This is a genomic window from Maricaulis sp. MIT060901 (assembly GCF_047123815.1).
Classification (GTDB): domain Bacteria; phylum Pseudomonadota; class Alphaproteobacteria; order Caulobacterales; family Maricaulaceae; genus Maricaulis.
This window is the reverse complement of record NZ_CP138920.1, coordinates 2,272,199-2,287,240: the sequence shown is the minus strand read 5'-3', so window position 1 is coordinate 2,287,240 and position 15,042 is coordinate 2,272,199. Positions and strand designations below refer to the sequence as shown.

The following is a 15,042-nucleotide window of genomic DNA, read 5'->3' as shown; positions in this document are numbered from 1 at the left end:
CACGGCCCCCAGTGAACCGGGAGTGAGCTTATCAGAATAATGTGCCCTGGCCTTCCGGTGTCGGCTTTGCCTTTTTGGGCTTGGGTTTCGGCTTTTTGATGGCAGGCGCGGCAGGCGGCGGCGTGTCACTGGCCGCGCCATCCACAACCGCATGGCGGCGCGCATCGGCGAATTCCAGATCGATCGTCTCCCCGGATTTCAGGTCCGCTCCCTGGCGCACCAGCTTCCCATCGGCATTGTAGACCAGCGCAAAGCCGCGCGAGAGCACTGACTGGTGGCTGAGCGAATTAAGGCGTGCACCCCAGCTGTCCAGCCGCTGGCGCTGATCGCGCAATTGCCGCTGCATGGCCGGTTCGAGCCGGCGGGCCCGGTCATTGATGCGTTCCCGGCGCTGGCTGATATCGCGTGACAAGGCGCCGGGCTTCAGCCCCGCGCTGATGACCAGAAGGCGCGAACGCTTTTCCGCCGTGGCATTGAGCAGCGCGCCGTCGAGCTGGTCGGCGACCATGTCGAACCGCTGACGCTTGAGCTCCAGCAGCGCGTTTGGTTTGGGCAGTGCGCGAGCAGCTGAACGTAGATCAGTACGCCGTCGCTCGATCAGGCGAGAGAGCGCACCAACCAGGCGACCACTGAGCGTATCCAACCGAGCCTTGAGCTCGGCCCGCACCGGCACCGCCATCTCGGCAGCCCCCGTTGGTGTCGGCGCGCGCTTGTCGGAGGCATAGTCAATGAGGGTGGTATCGGTCTCGTGGCCCACGGCCGAGATCAGCGGGATATCGCTGTCGGCGGCAGCACGTACAACAGCTTCTTCGTTGAACCCCCACAGGTCCTCGATGGAACCACCACCCCGGGCAACAATGAGAACATCAGGGCGCGGCACAGGTCCGCCCGGCTCGATGGCGTTGAAGCCTCGAATGGCCTCGGACACCTGTTTCGCAGCCCCCTCGCCCTGCACCAGCACCGGCCAGAGCAGGACATGACGCGGAAAACGGTCTTCCAGTCGATGCAGGATATCGCGGATCACTGCCCCGGTCGGAGACGTCACCACGCCGATCGTGCGCGGCAGGAAGGGGATGGCCTTCTTGCGATCCGGCGAGAAAAGGCCTTCAGCCGCCAGCTGCTTCTTGCGCTCTTCCAGCAGCGCCATCAGCGCGCCGGCGCCGGCAGGCTCCATCGATTCCACGATCAGCTGGTATTGCGAACGGCCCGGATAGGTCGACATGCGACCCTCGATGATCACTTCCAGGCCCTCTTCGGGGCGGAAACGGAAGCGCGCCGCCGTGCCCTTCCAGGCGATGGTATTGATGACCGCGCGCTCATCCTTGATGTCGAAATAGACATGCCCGGACTTGGCCACGACGACCCGGCCCAGCTCGCCGCGCACACGCACATGGCCAAAGGCATCCTCGACGGTGCGCTTCAGCGATCCCGCCAGTTCGGATACGGAGAATTCGTGGATATTGCGGCTCGGTTCAGACATTGGAATCTTGGTATTCTGGAACGCCCGGATCTGCAACGGCAAGTGAGACTCAACAAGGACCCGGCTTTGAGTTAGTGACGGGCCCGAGAGTGACAGGCCAAAAAGCACGCGAGGCATCCCATGAAGATTCTTGTTGTCGGTTCCGGTGGGCGTGAACACGCCCTGGTCTGGAAAATCGCCAAGAGCGCCACAGTCACACAGATCCACGCGGCGCCGGGCAGTGCTGCCATTTCAGAAATGGCGACCTGTCATAACATCCCCGTCTCCGACCTGGCAGCTCTTACAGAGCTGGCGAAGACCGAGGCCGTCGATCTGGTCGTCATCGGACCGGAGAACCCGTTGTGTGACGGCCTTGCCGATATGCTGCGCGACGCCGGCATTGCCGTTTTCGGACCGTCCAAGGCGGCCTCCATGCTGGAAACCTCCAAGGCCTTCGCCAAGGATTTCTATGCCCGCCACAACGTACCGACCGCGCGCTACGGCATTTTCTCCGACGCTGCGGAGGCCAAGGCCTTTCTGGATCAGTTCACTCCGCCCTATGTGCTCAAGGCTGACGGTCTGGCGGCCGGCAAGGGCGTGGTCATCCCGACCGACCGCGAGGAGGCCGAGGCCGAGATCGATGAATTCCTCTCCGGCAAGTTCGGCGACGCCTCCAAGACGCTGGTGATCGAGGAATTCATGCAGGGCGAGGAAGTCTCCATCTTCGCGCTCAGCGACGGCAAGACGGTGATGTTCTGCGGCGCGGCCCAGGACCACAAGCGTGTCGGCGAAGGCGATACCGGCCTCAACACGGGCGGCATGGGCGCCTACAGCCCGGCCCCGATCGCCACGGACGAGCTGATCGAAACCGCCATGCGCACCATTATCAAACCGGTCGCCCGGGGCCTGGCCAGCGAAGACGCACCTTTCCAGGGCGTTCTCTTTGCCGGCCTGATGGTCACGGATGAAGGCCCCAAGACGGTGGAGTTCAATATCCGTTTCGGTGATCCGGAATGCCAGGTCCTGATGAGCCGGATCGACAGCGATCTTGTGCCTTATCTCGACGCCTGCGCCCGAGGCACGCTGGCAGACATGCCACCACTTGCATGGTCTGACCGCCCGGCCATCACCGTAGTCATGGCCGCCAATGGGTATCCGGGCTCCTACAAAAAAGGCACGGTCATCAAGGGCGTGGATGAAGCCAATGCGATGCAGGGCGTTACCGTCTTCGAGGCCGGCACTGCACGCAATGCTGACGGCGAACGCACAGCTGCAGGCGGGCGCGTGCTCAATGTCACGACAACCGGTGACAACCTCCACTATGCCGTCGACCGTGCCTATGCTGCTGTCGATGTGCTGGACTGGCCGCAGGGTTTCTGCCGCCGCGACATCGCCTGGCGCGCCCTCAAACGCCACTAATCACAGCGCTATTTGACAGCGGCGTTTTCTCCTCCATCTTGTTGGGCAACAAGGGGAGCAAGTCATGATCCGAGCTATTCTGGCGGCGGGTGCCGCCGCGTTCAGCCTGTCCTTTGCCCACGCCCAGAACGAGGCACCGCTGACGGTCATCCATGCCGGCCAGCTTCTGGCCGTGCCCGGCGAAACACCGCTGAGTGAACAATCCATCTTTGTTCGCGACGGCATGATCGAAAGTGTCCAGGCCGGCTACGCAAGCCCGGACGGTGCCGAGATCATCGACCTGTCCGACCAGTTTGTCCTGCCGGGCCTGATCGACAGTCATGTCCACCTGCAGGGCGAGCTGAGCCCGAATGGCCGCATCAACACCGTGACCTTCTCCAGCGCCGACAATGCCCTGGACGCGGCGCGCCATGCCCGCACCACGCTGATGGCCGGCTTCACCTCTGCCCAGGAAGTGGGTGGACAACTGGAGGCTTCCATCGCCCTGCGTGATGCGATCCGCGATGGCGATGTCATCGGTCCGCGCCTGCGTGTCTCCGGCCCGGCGGTGACACCGACCGGCGGCCATGGCGATATCAACGGCTATTCCACCGAAGTAATGGATCTCCTGTCCAGCCGCGCCGCCTGTAACGGCCCGGCCGATTGTCGCCGAGCCGTGCGCGAACTCGTCCGCTCCGGCGTTGACGTCATCAAGATCACCGCAACCGGTGGTGTCCTGTCCAACACGGCGGCCGGTGTAGAACAGCAATTCTTCGACGACGAGCTGGTCGCGATTGTCGAGGCGGCCCGCATGATGGGACGCCGTGTCACCGCGCATGCCCACGGTGTCAGCGGCATCAATTCCTTCCTGGAAGCCGGTGGCGCGTCGATCGAGCACGGCACCTATCTCGACCGCGATTCCATGCGACTTTTCCGTCGCAACGGCGCCTATCTGGTTCCCACCATCCTGGCCGGCGTGACCGTTTCCGAGATCGCTGAAACCGCCGACTGGATGACCCCGCCGATCCGTGAGAAATCACTCAGGGTTGGACCGCAAATGCTGGCCATGGCGCAACGTGCGCACGAAGGTGGTGTGATGATCGCGTTTGGCACTGACAGCGGCGTATCCCGCCACGGCCTCAATGCCCGCGAATTCCAGTTACTGGTCGAGGCCGGCATGACCGAGATGGAAGCCATCGTCTCAGCGACCGTAAATGCAGCCGACCATATCGAAATGGCGGAGCAGATCGGCACGATCGAGGCCGGCAAGTTTGCCGATATCATCGCCGTTGACGGAAACCCGCTTGAGGACATCAGCGAACTGATGGACGTTGATTTTGTCATGCAAGGTGGAACGGTACACAGGAACCAATGAGCAATCTGAACGACAGCTTCTCCGGCACCAAGGCGGTCGCCGATGCGCTGGCTTTTGACGAAGGCCAGCTGACCGAATGGATGCAGGCGCATGTGGACGGGTTTTCCGGTCCGCTCACCGTGAGCCAGTTCAAGGGAGGGCAATCCAATCCCACCTACAAGCTAGACACACCGGGCAAGTCCTACGTCCTGCGCCGCAAGCCGCCGGGCAAGCTGTTGCCGTCAGCCCACGCGGTTGATCGTGAACACCAGGTGATGAAAGCGCTGGGCGAACAGGGCTTTCCCGCGCCCCACATGTTCGGCCTGTGCATGGACCGAGATGTCATCGGCACCGAATTCTACGTGATGGATTTCGTCGAGGGCCGCATCTTCTGGGACGGGCTGTTGCCCGACGTTCCCAAGGACGAACGCGCTGCGATCTATGACGCGTCCAACGCCACGCTCGCACAGCTGCACTCGATTGACTACGCCGCAGCGGGCCTGGGCGAGTACGGCAAGCCGGGCAATTATTTCGAGCGCCAGATTGGTCGCTGGTCCAAACAGTATCGCGCCGCGGAAACCGAAACCGTGGCCGAGATGGACAAGCTGATCGACTGGCTGCCTCAGGCCGCACCGGAACAGGAACGCACCTCGGTCGTCCATGGCGACTATCGCCTGGACAACATGATCTTCCATCCCACCGAGCCGCGCGTGATTGCGGTGCTGGACTGGGAACTCTCGACGCTGGGCGATCCGCTGGCCGATTTCACCTATCAGCTGATGGGCTGGGTGATGCCGCCGGAGGTGCGTGGCGGTTTCCTGGGCATCGACCTGGATGCACACGGCATCCCGTCCATGCAGACCTATGTCGAGGCCTACTGCAAGCGGACCCAGCGCGACGGTATTCCCGAGCTGGACTTCTACTTCGCCTACAACATTTTCCGGCTCGCCTCGATCGTCCAGGGCGTCTATGCCCGCGCGCTTCAGGGCAATGCCTCCAACGCCAAGGCGATGGAAATGGGCAAGGCCGTCACGCCGCTCGCGCAGGCCGCGCTCGGCTTTGCGAAGAATGCGGGGGCCTAGGGCCGGGAGCGGCGCCTATTAAGAAGCAGAACGAATGAGAGCTGTAGGACGAAGCCAAGGGTCGTCAGAACCGGCACATGGAACCAGGCAATCGCGATGTTCACCTCAAAGAGGAATTCGTCGACCAGCACCATGAGCAAGTAGATAGCCATGAGCACTAGCGTCCCCCGCAACCACGCGACTGCTAGGCGTCGAGTCAGCTGCACCGTGGCTTTTTCCGGAACCGCATCAGTCAGGACGGTTGTCCTCCGCCCAGCTCGCGATGCCGACAGCAACGCAAGCGACAACCAGGAGCACGACTGCGGGCCAGAGTGTCACTTCCATAATGTCATGACCTTTCCTCTTCTGCCTGCCCCAGACGCCTTGCAATATAAACATTGAGCACAAGGAAGGCGAGACCAACCGCGAGGCTGGCTGGGTTCACGCTACCGCCCGTTGCATACATCGACAGCCCGACCAGAGCCAGGCCAGCCGCGCGAGATGATTGCTCCCAACTTCGCCAGACTGCGAGGTTTGCTCGAAACCTGTAACTCAACAGCGCTTTCAGGCGCCGCTTCGCGCGGATGATGGCTTTTCGAAAACGCCGCATGAACAACCTATAATTGTTCTTTCTTTGTTCCGCAAGCCTTGCCTCGACCGGGCAACGCGATCTACGCCTCCAGCATGCCCATCCTGATCCTCCTCATCTCGGTCTTTGCTACCGCCTTTATCTCCGGCGTGTTTGGCATGGCGGGCGGGTTGATCCTGATGGGGGTGCTGGCGCTGATACTGCCCGTCTCCGCCGCCATGGTGGTGCACGGGGTGATCCAGTTCGTGTCCAATGGCTGGCGAGCCGTACTGCTGGTCAAATGGGTGATGTGGCGACTACTGGCGATCTATCTCGCAGGCTCGCTCTCGGCGGGGGCCGTCCTGCGCTTCCTGACCCTGGAACTGGACAAGGCCTGGCTGTTCATCATTCTCGGCCTGACGCCGGGACTGATCTGGGTACCGCGCAAATACGTCCACCTTGATGCCGAACGTCCGGCCCATGCGGTGCTGTGCGGCTTCGTGGTGACCGGGCTCAACGTCATTTCCGGTGTTTCCGGGCCCTTGCTGGATGTCTTCTTCACCGAAACGAGAGCCGACCGGCGTGCGATCGTTGCCACCAAGGCCGCCACCCAGGTCATCGCCCATACCGTCAAGATCGGCTACTACATCCTGCCCGCCATCGCGGCCGGCGCCCTGCCCCAGACACACTGGCTGCTGATCGCCATCCCGCTGTCCATGCTGGGCACCACGCTGGGCGCACGGGTGCTGGACCTGATGAGCGATGTGCAGTTCAGAAACTGGACGAAATGGATCGTGACAGGTGTCGGCGCGATCTATGTGATACGCGGAGTGCTCACCTTGTCAGGGAGTTAGTGCGTGCACCTCGATCCGATCACTCTGGAGAACCACATTGTCCGCCTCGAACCCCTCGAGGAGCGCCACCGCGAACAACTGCGAGGCCCGGCGAATGATCCGCAGACCTGGCAGCTGACAACCATTCGCGGAGATGGTGCCTTCTTTGACGCCTGGTTCGACCTCATGCTGGCCGGCCAGGACAAGGGCGATCAGATTTCCCATGCAGTCTGGTCCAAAGCGGATGAACGCTATGTGGGACATTCATCCTTCCTGGTGATCAGCCCGAAACATGAACGCCTGGAGATTGGCTGGACCTGGTATGAGGCGGCGATGCGCGGGACCCGGATCAATCCGGCCTGCAAACATCTTCTGCTCGGCCGCGCCTTCGCGTGTGGTGCCCAGCGGGTCGAGCTGAAGACCCACGGCCTCAACAAACACTCCCAGAATGCGATGAAAAAGATGGGCGCGACCTATGAAGGCACGCTTCGCAGCCATACCAGGACCTGGCGGGGCGACTTCCGCGACACCGTCTGGTTCTCTGTCCTCAAGGATGAATGGCCCGCTATCAGCGCAGGACTGGAAGCGCGCCTTTAGGCGGAACGGGCCTTCCGGCGCGCAATGGCGGCCGCATAGATCTCTTCGGTGCGGCGGGTAACTGCGGCCGGCGAGAAATGTTCATCGAACACGGCACGGGCGTCAGCGCGCCAGTGAGCAGCCTTCTCATCGCTCGTAAACAGCTCGCGGATTTCCATTGCCAGCGCCTCAGCATCCGTAGCGGCGTAGAGCGCGCCGCCGCGTCGATCCGGAAACAGTTCGGGAATTCCGCCCGTGGATGCCCCGATCACCGGCGTGCCGTCTGACATGGCCTCCACACCGGTACGCGGGAAGGGTTCGGCCCAGATCGACGGGATCACCATGGCGCGCGCCTCACGCATCAGGGCCCTGGCATCCTGGCTGGGAATGCGGCCCAGGAAACGCACACCGGACAGGTCGGCTGCTTGCTGTTGAAGCGTCTCACGGGTTGGACCATCGCCGGCAATGACGAGCTCGCCCTCGACCCCGGCCCTGCGCCAGGCCTCAATCAGCACGTCCACACCCTTTTCCGCCGACAGCCGCCCCACATAGACCAGCTTGCGTGTCACGGCCGTGCTGGCAGACCCGGCTGATGCGACGACATTCGGCTTGGCATAGACCTTGTCCGGATCAAACCCGCCCTCGAGATATTTCGAGCGCACATATTCGGACACTGCGATGAAGGCATCTGTTTCCCGCGACCAGGTCCCGATCATACGGTGCGTCGCGATCATGCCAGTGAGTGCCAAGGTTGCCGGCAGGCTGTCGCGATAGCAGCGATGTTTCAGCCCCGCCCAGGGCAAGGCCTTGCCCAGGCAGTCATGACAATCCTTCCCGTCCCGGAAAAACTGGGCCTTGGTACAGATCAGCCGGTAATTGCGCAGCGCCTGGATGGTTGCGACGCCATAACGCTTGCCCAGTCGCAGGACGGCGGGCGAGACCATCGGCAGATAGTTCTGGACATGCAGGATATCGAAACCACCGCCGGCCAGCCGGGCCGAGAGGTCGCGCCGTGCCGTACGGGACCAGATCGCGCGCAGGCCCGCCCGCGCGGCGCCCATCTGCTCGATCTCGTGATTGTCGTATTCTACCAGCTCGACCTCATGGCCCGCATCACGCAACAACCGGGCTTCATTGCGGGTCGAGATATCCTCGCCGCCCAATTGCTGGTAGCGGCTATGAACCATAAGGATTTTCAACGCACTGCCCCTCCGGCACATCCGGATTTTTACTGACATGCATTGAGAGGGAAGAAAAGGTTCAGCCTAGAGGCCGCACTGTCCGATCGGCTGACCCCGGCGGAAGTCCGCCAGGTGAGCGCCGTCGGCGGTAGACATGGAGAAATCCGCGTCCTCACCGACCATCAGCATGGCGCTATCTGTGCTGTAACTGGCCTGGACCAGGATGACATCGCGCTCGACCAGCGGGGACAGGACAGCGCCGGACGCCGTCATCTCTGCGATCTCGACGTCGCTCTCAATCTCCAGCGCGCGACCCATGGCGGCGAAACGGCCATTCTCGATCAGGACATCCTGGTGGCTCCAGCGGCCGGATCCGTCTGCGATCGTCACATCACGCAGAACCAGACGGTCTTCCAGACACTGGTCGAGCGCCAGGGTTGAGTTCGAATGGCCCAGAAGTGCCGTCACCAGCGCAATTACAGTCAGCATCGGAATCAGGTCCAGCCCGTCAAAACCGTGCTCTAGATCTTCCGTGCACGACGTTATTTCAAATCAAGGTTTTATGACGTGTTCGGGATTACCCGAATTGACCAATTATTTGGCCGGCAGGGTCTCTACGAAATTCAGTGTGAGCTGCGCCCATTCGCCGAGTTCCCCATCACTGAGATCAGCCGGCCCGTCGACCGTGATCCAGCCCTTCATGGCCCGGCCGGTAAACTCCATCAATCGCGCACCCGGGCGCTGGAGGGAGGCCCCGTACTGGTCCGGCCCGACGCGCACATGCATCTCCTCGTTGGAGGTGCCGAAACTCATATTGCCGTTCACCATAAAGGCGACGCCGCCGAACATTTTCTTGGGAACCGGATCAACACCGCGTTCGCGCAAGGCGGCTTCCATACGGTCTGCGAGATCGGGATCATGAGGCATCGGACCTGGCCTTTCGTCGGGCACGGAAAAAGGAGCGCAGCAAGTCCGCGCTTTCCTCGGCAAGCACTCCGGACCGGATCTCGGTGCGCCAGTGACACGTCGGCTGTTCAAAAAACCTGGGACCGTGCTCCACTGCCCCGCCCTTTTCATCCGACGCACCAAAGACCAGCCGTCCGATCCGGGCATGGCTGATGGCGCCGGCGCACATGGCGCAGGGTTCAAGTGTCACGAACATTTCCAGCCCGGTCAGCCGGTAGTTTCCCAACACCTTCGCCGCGGCTCTCAGGGCCAGGATTTCGGCATGGGCCGTTGGGTCCTGGTCGCTGATCGGTTGATTGTGGGCCTCGGCAATGATCTGATCGGTTTCAGGATCAACGATCACCGCGCCAATCGGCGCCTCGCCCATATCCGCAGCCTGCTGCGCAAGTTCTAGCGCTCGCTGCATAAACCGTGTATCCCGCGCGTCCGTCATACTGGCGGCCTAGAACTCATCTGCGAAAGGGTCAAGCTTGACCGCACCTGCCGACAATTCCGAACGCATCGCCAAATTCCTCGCCCGCGCCGGGATTGCCTCGCGCCGCGAAGTTGAACGCATGATCGAGGCGGGGCGTGTTCGTGTGAACGGCAAGGTGCTCGACACGCCGGCCTTCAAGGTCACCGGCAAGGAAACCATCGAGGTCGATGGCAACCTGGTCGAGGAGAAAGCGCCTACCCGCCTGTGGCGCTATCACAAGCCAACGGGACTGGTGACAACCCATCGCGATCCGGAAGGTCGGGAGACCGTTTTCGAGAAACTGCCCAAGGATCTGGGCCGTGTAATTTCGGTCGGCCGTCTCGATCTGACCTCGGAAGGCCTGTTGCTGCTGACCAATGACGGCGAGCTGGCGCGCGCGCTGGAACTGCCCTCCACCGCCTGGATGCGTCGCTACAAGGCCCGTGCCTATGGCCGCGTGGACGATGCCGCAGTCGAAAAACTGCGCAAGGGCGTCACGGTCGAGGGCATCAAATACGGCCCGATGGAAGTCGATATCGAACGCGAGACGGGTCACAATATCTGGCTCAATATCGGCATCCGTGAAGGCAAGAACCGGGAGGTCCGCAAGGCGCTCGATTCCGTAGGTCTGCGCGTGAACCGCCTGATCCGAACCGCTTATGGACCCTTCCAACTGGGTCAGCTCGACAAGAACGAAATCAAGGTCGTGCCGCACCGCGTGCTCAAGGACCAGTGTGGCCACATGGTCGAGCTGGGCGACATCTCGGGAGAGGCTGTCGCCAAGAAAAAGCCGCCCCTGCGCAAACCGACCCGCAACAAGCGACCCTCCGCGCCACGCCCACCCTCTCGGGCACACCAGTCACGGCCGAACAAGCACAAGGGGCCGCGTTCATGAGAATAGTGGGCGGTCGCTTCAAGGGCCGCGCCCTCGCAGCCCCGAAAGGCCGCAATACCCGTCCTACATCGGACCGGGCCCGCGAGGCCATGTTCAATGTGCTCGCCCACGCGCAATGGGCACCTGAACTGGAAGCCGCCCGTGTGATCGACCTCTTCGCGGGCTCCGGTGCGCTGGGCCTTGAAGCCATGTCCCGCGGGGCCGGCTTCTGCCTGTTCGTGGAAACCGAGGCGGTTGCCCGCGGTGCAATTCGCGACAATATCGATACGCTGCAATTGTTCGGAACCACACGCCTACACCGCAGAGACGCAACAGCGCTGGGAGACAAACCAGCCAATCTTGGCGAACCTTTCGATCTGGTTTTCCTCGATCCGCCTTATGGCAAGGGACTGGGCGAAACCTGTCTGGAGCGCCTGGTCAGCGGTGCATGGGTACACGAGAACAGCTTGGCCGTGCTGGAAGTCGGCGCTGACGAGACGCCGGAAACACCGGGATGGACTGCTGAAGTCATCAAAGACTATGGCGCAGCCAAGGTGCTGTTTCTCAAGCGCGAAGTTTGACCCTGACGTACTTAGCGGTTGCTTAACCACACACTTGGCTAAAACTTTACGTAATTCCAAGACTTCGGCATCACATTCACAAGGTCGAGTGAAAGTGGTCCCATGTCCGCGGGTTTCAAAGTCAGAAGTTTGGCACAGGTGCGGGACTCCGCATCCACGGCCCGCATTCTCAACTTGTTGAGAGTGAAGGAACGTTACCGCGAAACCGACGAGTACACCCAACAGCCTTTGTTCCTGAACCACCGCCTGAACCAGGCGATCTTCATCAAGCACACGATCCGCGCCAATGAGCGGGATCTAGTGGAGTCCGAGCAGCAAACCGCGACGAAGGTGGTGTTTGCGCTCGATCATGATGATCTGGGACTTGGCGGCTTCAGTTTTTTCATCGAGCAGCGCAATCTTCAGTCCGCTCTGGATGAGGCCCTGGGCACGGAAGTGGACCCGGTCGAGTTCGAGCGCGATCTGGCTGTACTTAAGGAGTTCGCCCGCCTGCCCTCGCTTGATCCGTATCTCCTGCGCGAGCGGGTGCAGCACTCGGGGTCAGCCGTCTCCAGCTGTTACTTCGATATCTCCGAAGCTGACCTGACGAAGGTGGAGGGATATGTCGAGGGTCAGATCGGTTCCCTCGTCGAGCTTGCCTACGGAATTTCCGGCCCGGAGGCCAAGGCCATCTCGATCAAGTTGGCGCAGCTGATCATGCGCAACGAACAATCCTCATCCCTGGAACCGCTGCGCCAGACGCTGCGGCTTGATCCGGAAGAATATGAGCAAGGCCTCTTCGGCTGGAAGGGATTGTTGTACTACAAGTGGAACATCGCAGACCTTCAGCTGAAAATCCGGCGCACGGCAAACCGCATGATCTCTACGCGCTTTATTCGCGCTCATCCGGAAGATGAAAAACAGCTGGACCTGACACGCAGGTCCATCCTTCGAACCGTTGCCGAGAAATTCAAGTCCGTCGAAAATTCGATGAAGGCCTACGACCAGGCGTTCGATGCGCTGGTGAACAAGAATGACCCTGGCGCATTTCGCAGCTTCCTCCTGCGCGCGCCGAGCCTGTTCATCTCGATCGGTGAAGATCTGGCGGCCATCAACCATATCTGCAGCTTCTGGGACTTCCGGCTGCCCGAGAAACTGCCGAACCGGCTCGAAGTTGATGATGCCTATGACATCTATCATGAATTCGCTGCAGTGCTCGGCGGGCAATACCAAAACATCGCGGCCTAGCGCCGTCCGAACAATCGTTCGATATCAGCCAGCTTCAGTTCGACATAGGTCGGACGGCCGTGATTGCACTGGCCGGAATGCGGGGTCGCTTCCATTTCCCGTAGCAGCGCGTTCATTTCCTCACCGGTTAGACGGCGGCCGGATCGAACTGAGCCATGACAGGCCATGGTGCCGACGACGTCCTCAAGCTTTTCTTTTAGAGACAAGGCCTGATCATAGGCGGCCAGGTCGTCCGCAAGATCACGGATCAGACCCTGGACATCCAGCTTCTTGAGCAAGGCTGGCGTTTCGCGCACGGCGATTGCACCCGCACCAAATGCCTCGACCACCAGACCCAGCTCGGCGAGTTCTTCCGTGCGGTCCAGCAAGCGACGCGCCTCGTTCTCGTCGAGATCGACAATCTCGGGCACAAGCAGGCGCTGACGCTGAACACCGGTCTCGGCAATCATCTTCTTCATGCGCTCATAGACAAGGCGTTCATGGGCGGCGTGCTGGTCGACAATGACAATGCCATCACCGGTCTGGGCGACGACATAGGTTTCGTGCAATTGCGCCCGGGCGACCCCCAGTGGCCAGCTCGGCTCAGACTGGGTTTCAGGAACCGGCTGCGGCGGTAGCTCGCCCTGAGCCGAACCCGTTTCGAAACCGGGCGTTTCCATCCGCACCGAAAGGCCCGGATCAAAGACCTCCGCCTGCGTGGGCTCTGAAGGTATCGGCGGGCGCCCCCAGCCGGCCACATGCGAAGCGGCAGACTGATAGGCGGGACGAGGACCGCTATTGAAGCCTTCCGGGCGCGCCGCGCCCAACGCAAATCCGGACACGGTCGTCGAGGCGCGGTGGCCGGCCGCGGCCAGCGCATGACGCAGGGAGCCGACAATCAGACCGCGCACCAGCGCCGCGTCGCGAAAACGCACTTCGGCCTTGGCCGGATGCACATTCACGTCCACCTGGTCGGTCGGCAATTCCACATTCAGCGCCACAACCGGGTATCGATCACGGGCCAGGAAATCCTGGTAAGCTCCGCGCACGGCACCGCCCAACAGCTTGTCACGTACCGGTCGACCATTGACGAAGAGATATTGATGCAGGGAATTGCCGCGCGAATAAGTCGGCAGGCTGGCAAAACCGGTCACGCGAACCCCTTCGCGCTCCTGGTCAACTTCCAGCGCATTGTCGCCAAAGTCCGCGCCGAGCACAGCCGCCATACGGGCCTTGCGGCTGGCAACGCTCTCATCGTCCTCGGCGGCAACGGAGAAGCGCTTGCGGCCATCCAGGGTCAGGAAAAAACCGACATCGGGACGTGACATGGCGAGGCGCTTGATGACATCGGAAATACCCTGGTTTTCCGAACGCTCGCTCTTGAGAAATTTCAGGCGTGCCGGCGTGGCATAAAACAGATCGCGAACCTCGACCCGGGTGCCAGACCGGCCAAGCGGTGCGGTTGGCGCCGCGCCTGAACTCACACCGCCCTCGACCGTGATGGTCCAGGCATCGCCCTCGCCACGGGCCTGGGTCACGATGGAGAGGCGTGCAATGGAGCCTATCGACGGGAGCGCCTCGCCGCGAAACCCCATTGTATCGATGTTCAGGAGGTCATCCGCGCCATCGTCTCCGACAGGGAGTTTGGACGTCGCGTGGCGCTCGATGCAAAGTTCGAGCTCTTCGGGGGACATGCCCTTACCATCATCCTCGATGACGAGCCGGGACAGGCCACCGCCCTCAGCGTTGATGTCGATGCGGCGCGCACCAGCGTCCAGCGCATTCTCGACCAGTTCCTTGATGACAGAAGCCGGCCGTTCAACCACCTCACCGGCAGCGATCCGGTTGATGGTTTCCGGCGACAGCCGGCGGATGACGGGTTTGGTCACGCTCAAAGACATAGGGCCAACCTTTCGGCTGGCCCTGAGTCGGTCAAGAGCTGAAACAGCTGGCGCCTAGAGGCCCGGCAGTTTCGGCAGCAGGTCGCGGTCGCGTTCGATTTCGATCTCGCCCCCACCAGTCACGCTGTTGACGCTTTCAAGGCGCTCGGCTTCGTCGGCGGCGTCGAGCGGGGTCGCATCAACCGGCGGGCGATACTCGCCATCGCGCCAGAACAGGATCTGGTCAGCGAAACCACGGTTCTTGCGCACAACGCTGGCCGTCTCACCGTCGATAATGGAACGGATGAACGGATCAGCCGCTCCACCACCCGCCTGAGCAACAAGCAGTGCCTCGGCGTCGGAGCCTTCAAATGCTGCACTTGAACCCAGCAGGGCTGCACGTGCGCGCTGGTCCGGGTAGATTTCTTCCGGACGCGGCTCACCTGGGCGCGGCGGGCGCAGATTGTATTCCGGCGGCACGGTCAGCGGCGCAATCGTCACGGTGCGGAATTCATCCGGCGCATTGCGCTCGGAAGACACAGCACGGCCTACACTGCTGCAGCCGGAAACGGCCAGGGACACCCCGAGGGCGGCAAAAATGGCGGAACGCAAACGCATTTTGGTTAAGCTCCAAATTCGATTGGGCACATG

Annotated in this window: 16 protein-coding genes; 8 read left to right on the top strand and 8 right to left on the bottom strand. The window is 61.7% G+C overall.

The features are described 5' to 3' along the window. Window positions 1–31: 31 nt before the first annotated feature. Window positions 32–1,480 (bottom strand): exodeoxyribonuclease VII large subunit, encoded by a 1,449-nt coding sequence (gene xseA, locus SIC17_RS11195; protein WP_291891768.1) that lies wholly within the window; start codon window positions 1,478–1,480, stop codon window positions 32–34. A gap of 120 nt (window positions 1,481–1,600) precedes the next feature. On the opposite strand from xseA, the gene purD reads away from it, so the two are divergent. The 3 genes from purD to SIC17_RS11180 all read left to right on the top strand — a co-directional run bounded on the left by purD (window position 1,601) and on the right by SIC17_RS11180 (window position 5,293). Further along, window positions 1,601–2,878 (top strand): phosphoribosylamine--glycine ligase, encoded by a 1,278-nt coding sequence (gene purD, locus SIC17_RS11190; RefSeq protein ID WP_291891765.1) that lies wholly within the window; start codon window positions 1,601–1,603, stop codon window positions 2,876–2,878. Window positions 2,879–2,942: 64 nt separating this feature from the next. Continuing rightward, the gene (locus SIC17_RS11185) at window positions 2,943–4,232 is read left to right on the top strand and encodes a metal-dependent hydrolase family protein (protein WP_291891764.1); all 1,290 of its coding nucleotides are present in this window, start codon (window positions 2,943–2,945) and stop codon (window positions 4,230–4,232) included. Continuing rightward, on the top strand, window positions 4,229–5,293 hold the full coding sequence (locus SIC17_RS11180) for a phosphotransferase (RefSeq protein WP_291891762.1): 1,065 nt from the start codon (window positions 4,229–4,231) through the stop codon (window positions 5,291–5,293). The genes SIC17_RS11185 and SIC17_RS11180 overlap by 4 nt, the downstream gene beginning before the upstream one ends. Here SIC17_RS11180 and SIC17_RS11175 read toward each other — a convergent pair. Beyond that, window positions 5,290–5,445 (bottom strand): hypothetical protein, encoded by a 156-nt coding sequence (locus tag SIC17_RS11175; RefSeq protein ID WP_412545402.1) that lies wholly within the window; start codon window positions 5,443–5,445, stop codon window positions 5,290–5,292. The genes SIC17_RS11180 and SIC17_RS11175 overlap by 4 nt on opposite strands. Window positions 5,446–5,956: 511 nt before the next feature. On the opposite strand from SIC17_RS11175, the gene SIC17_RS11170 reads away from it, so the two are divergent. Together SIC17_RS11170 and SIC17_RS11165 are read left to right on the top strand one after the other, a co-directional pair. After that, window positions 5,957–6,694: a TSUP family transporter gene (locus SIC17_RS11170; RefSeq protein ID WP_412545401.1), complete on the top strand. Its 738-nt coding sequence runs from the start codon at window positions 5,957–5,959 to the stop codon at window positions 6,692–6,694. A gap of 3 nt (window positions 6,695–6,697) precedes the next feature. Beyond that, complete coding sequence (locus tag SIC17_RS11165; RefSeq protein WP_412545400.1) at window positions 6,698–7,270, top strand: GNAT family N-acetyltransferase; 573 nt, start codon at window positions 6,698–6,700, stop codon at window positions 7,268–7,270. Here SIC17_RS11165 and SIC17_RS11160 read toward each other — a convergent pair. From SIC17_RS11160 to tadA, 4 genes are all read right to left on the bottom strand, one after another. Further along, the gene (locus tag SIC17_RS11160) at window positions 7,267–8,448 is read right to left on the bottom strand and encodes a glycosyltransferase family 4 protein (protein WP_412545399.1); all 1,182 of its coding nucleotides are present in this window, start codon (window positions 8,446–8,448) and stop codon (window positions 7,267–7,269) included. The genes SIC17_RS11165 and SIC17_RS11160 overlap by 4 nt on opposite strands. Window positions 8,449–8,514: 66 nt before the next feature. After that, the gene (locus SIC17_RS11155; RefSeq protein WP_412545398.1) at window positions 8,515–8,919 is read right to left on the bottom strand and encodes a hypothetical protein; all 405 of its coding nucleotides are present in this window, start codon (window positions 8,917–8,919) and stop codon (window positions 8,515–8,517) included. Between the two features lie 105 nt (window positions 8,920–9,024). Beyond that, window positions 9,025–9,357: a TfoX/Sxy family protein gene (locus SIC17_RS11150; protein WP_291891752.1), complete on the bottom strand. Its 333-nt coding sequence runs from the start codon at window positions 9,355–9,357 to the stop codon at window positions 9,025–9,027. After that, complete coding sequence (gene tadA, locus SIC17_RS11145) at window positions 9,347–9,802, bottom strand: tRNA adenosine(34) deaminase TadA (protein WP_412546926.1); 456 nt, start codon at window positions 9,800–9,802, stop codon at window positions 9,347–9,349. The genes SIC17_RS11150 and tadA overlap by 11 nt, the downstream gene beginning before the upstream one ends. 64 nt (window positions 9,803–9,866) lie before the next feature. Here tadA and SIC17_RS11140 point away from each other — a divergent pair, with 64 nt between their 5' ends. The 3 genes from SIC17_RS11140 to SIC17_RS11130 all read left to right on the top strand — a co-directional run bounded on the left by SIC17_RS11140 (window position 9,867) and on the right by SIC17_RS11130 (window position 12,532). Continuing rightward, window positions 9,867–10,745, top strand: a complete 879-nt coding sequence (locus SIC17_RS11140) for a pseudouridine synthase (protein ID WP_412545397.1) — start codon at window positions 9,867–9,869, stop codon at window positions 10,743–10,745. After that, the gene (gene rsmD / locus SIC17_RS11135; RefSeq protein ID WP_412545396.1) at window positions 10,742–11,305 is read left to right on the top strand and encodes a 16S rRNA (guanine(966)-N(2))-methyltransferase RsmD; all 564 of its coding nucleotides are present in this window, start codon (window positions 10,742–10,744) and stop codon (window positions 11,303–11,305) included. The genes SIC17_RS11140 and rsmD overlap by 4 nt, the downstream gene beginning before the upstream one ends. Window positions 11,306–11,488: 183 nt before the next feature. Then, entirely contained in the window at window positions 11,489–12,532 is a 1,044-nt protein-coding gene (locus SIC17_RS11130) for a hypothetical protein (RefSeq protein ID WP_412545395.1), read from the top strand. Here the strand turns inward: SIC17_RS11130 and mutL are convergent. Together mutL and SIC17_RS11120 are read right to left on the bottom strand one after the other, a co-directional pair. Then, window positions 12,529–14,412, bottom strand: a complete 1,884-nt coding sequence (gene mutL / locus SIC17_RS11125) for a DNA mismatch repair endonuclease MutL (RefSeq protein ID WP_412545394.1) — start codon at window positions 14,410–14,412, stop codon at window positions 12,529–12,531. The two genes, SIC17_RS11130 and mutL, sit on opposite strands and share 4 nt — an antisense overlap. A gap of 54 nt (window positions 14,413–14,466) precedes the next feature. Further along, a complete protein-coding gene (locus tag SIC17_RS11120; RefSeq protein WP_291891739.1) occupies window positions 14,467–15,009 on the bottom strand; it encodes a DUF3035 domain-containing protein in 543 nt (180 codons plus the stop codon). Window positions 15,010–15,042: the final 33 nt, after the last annotated feature.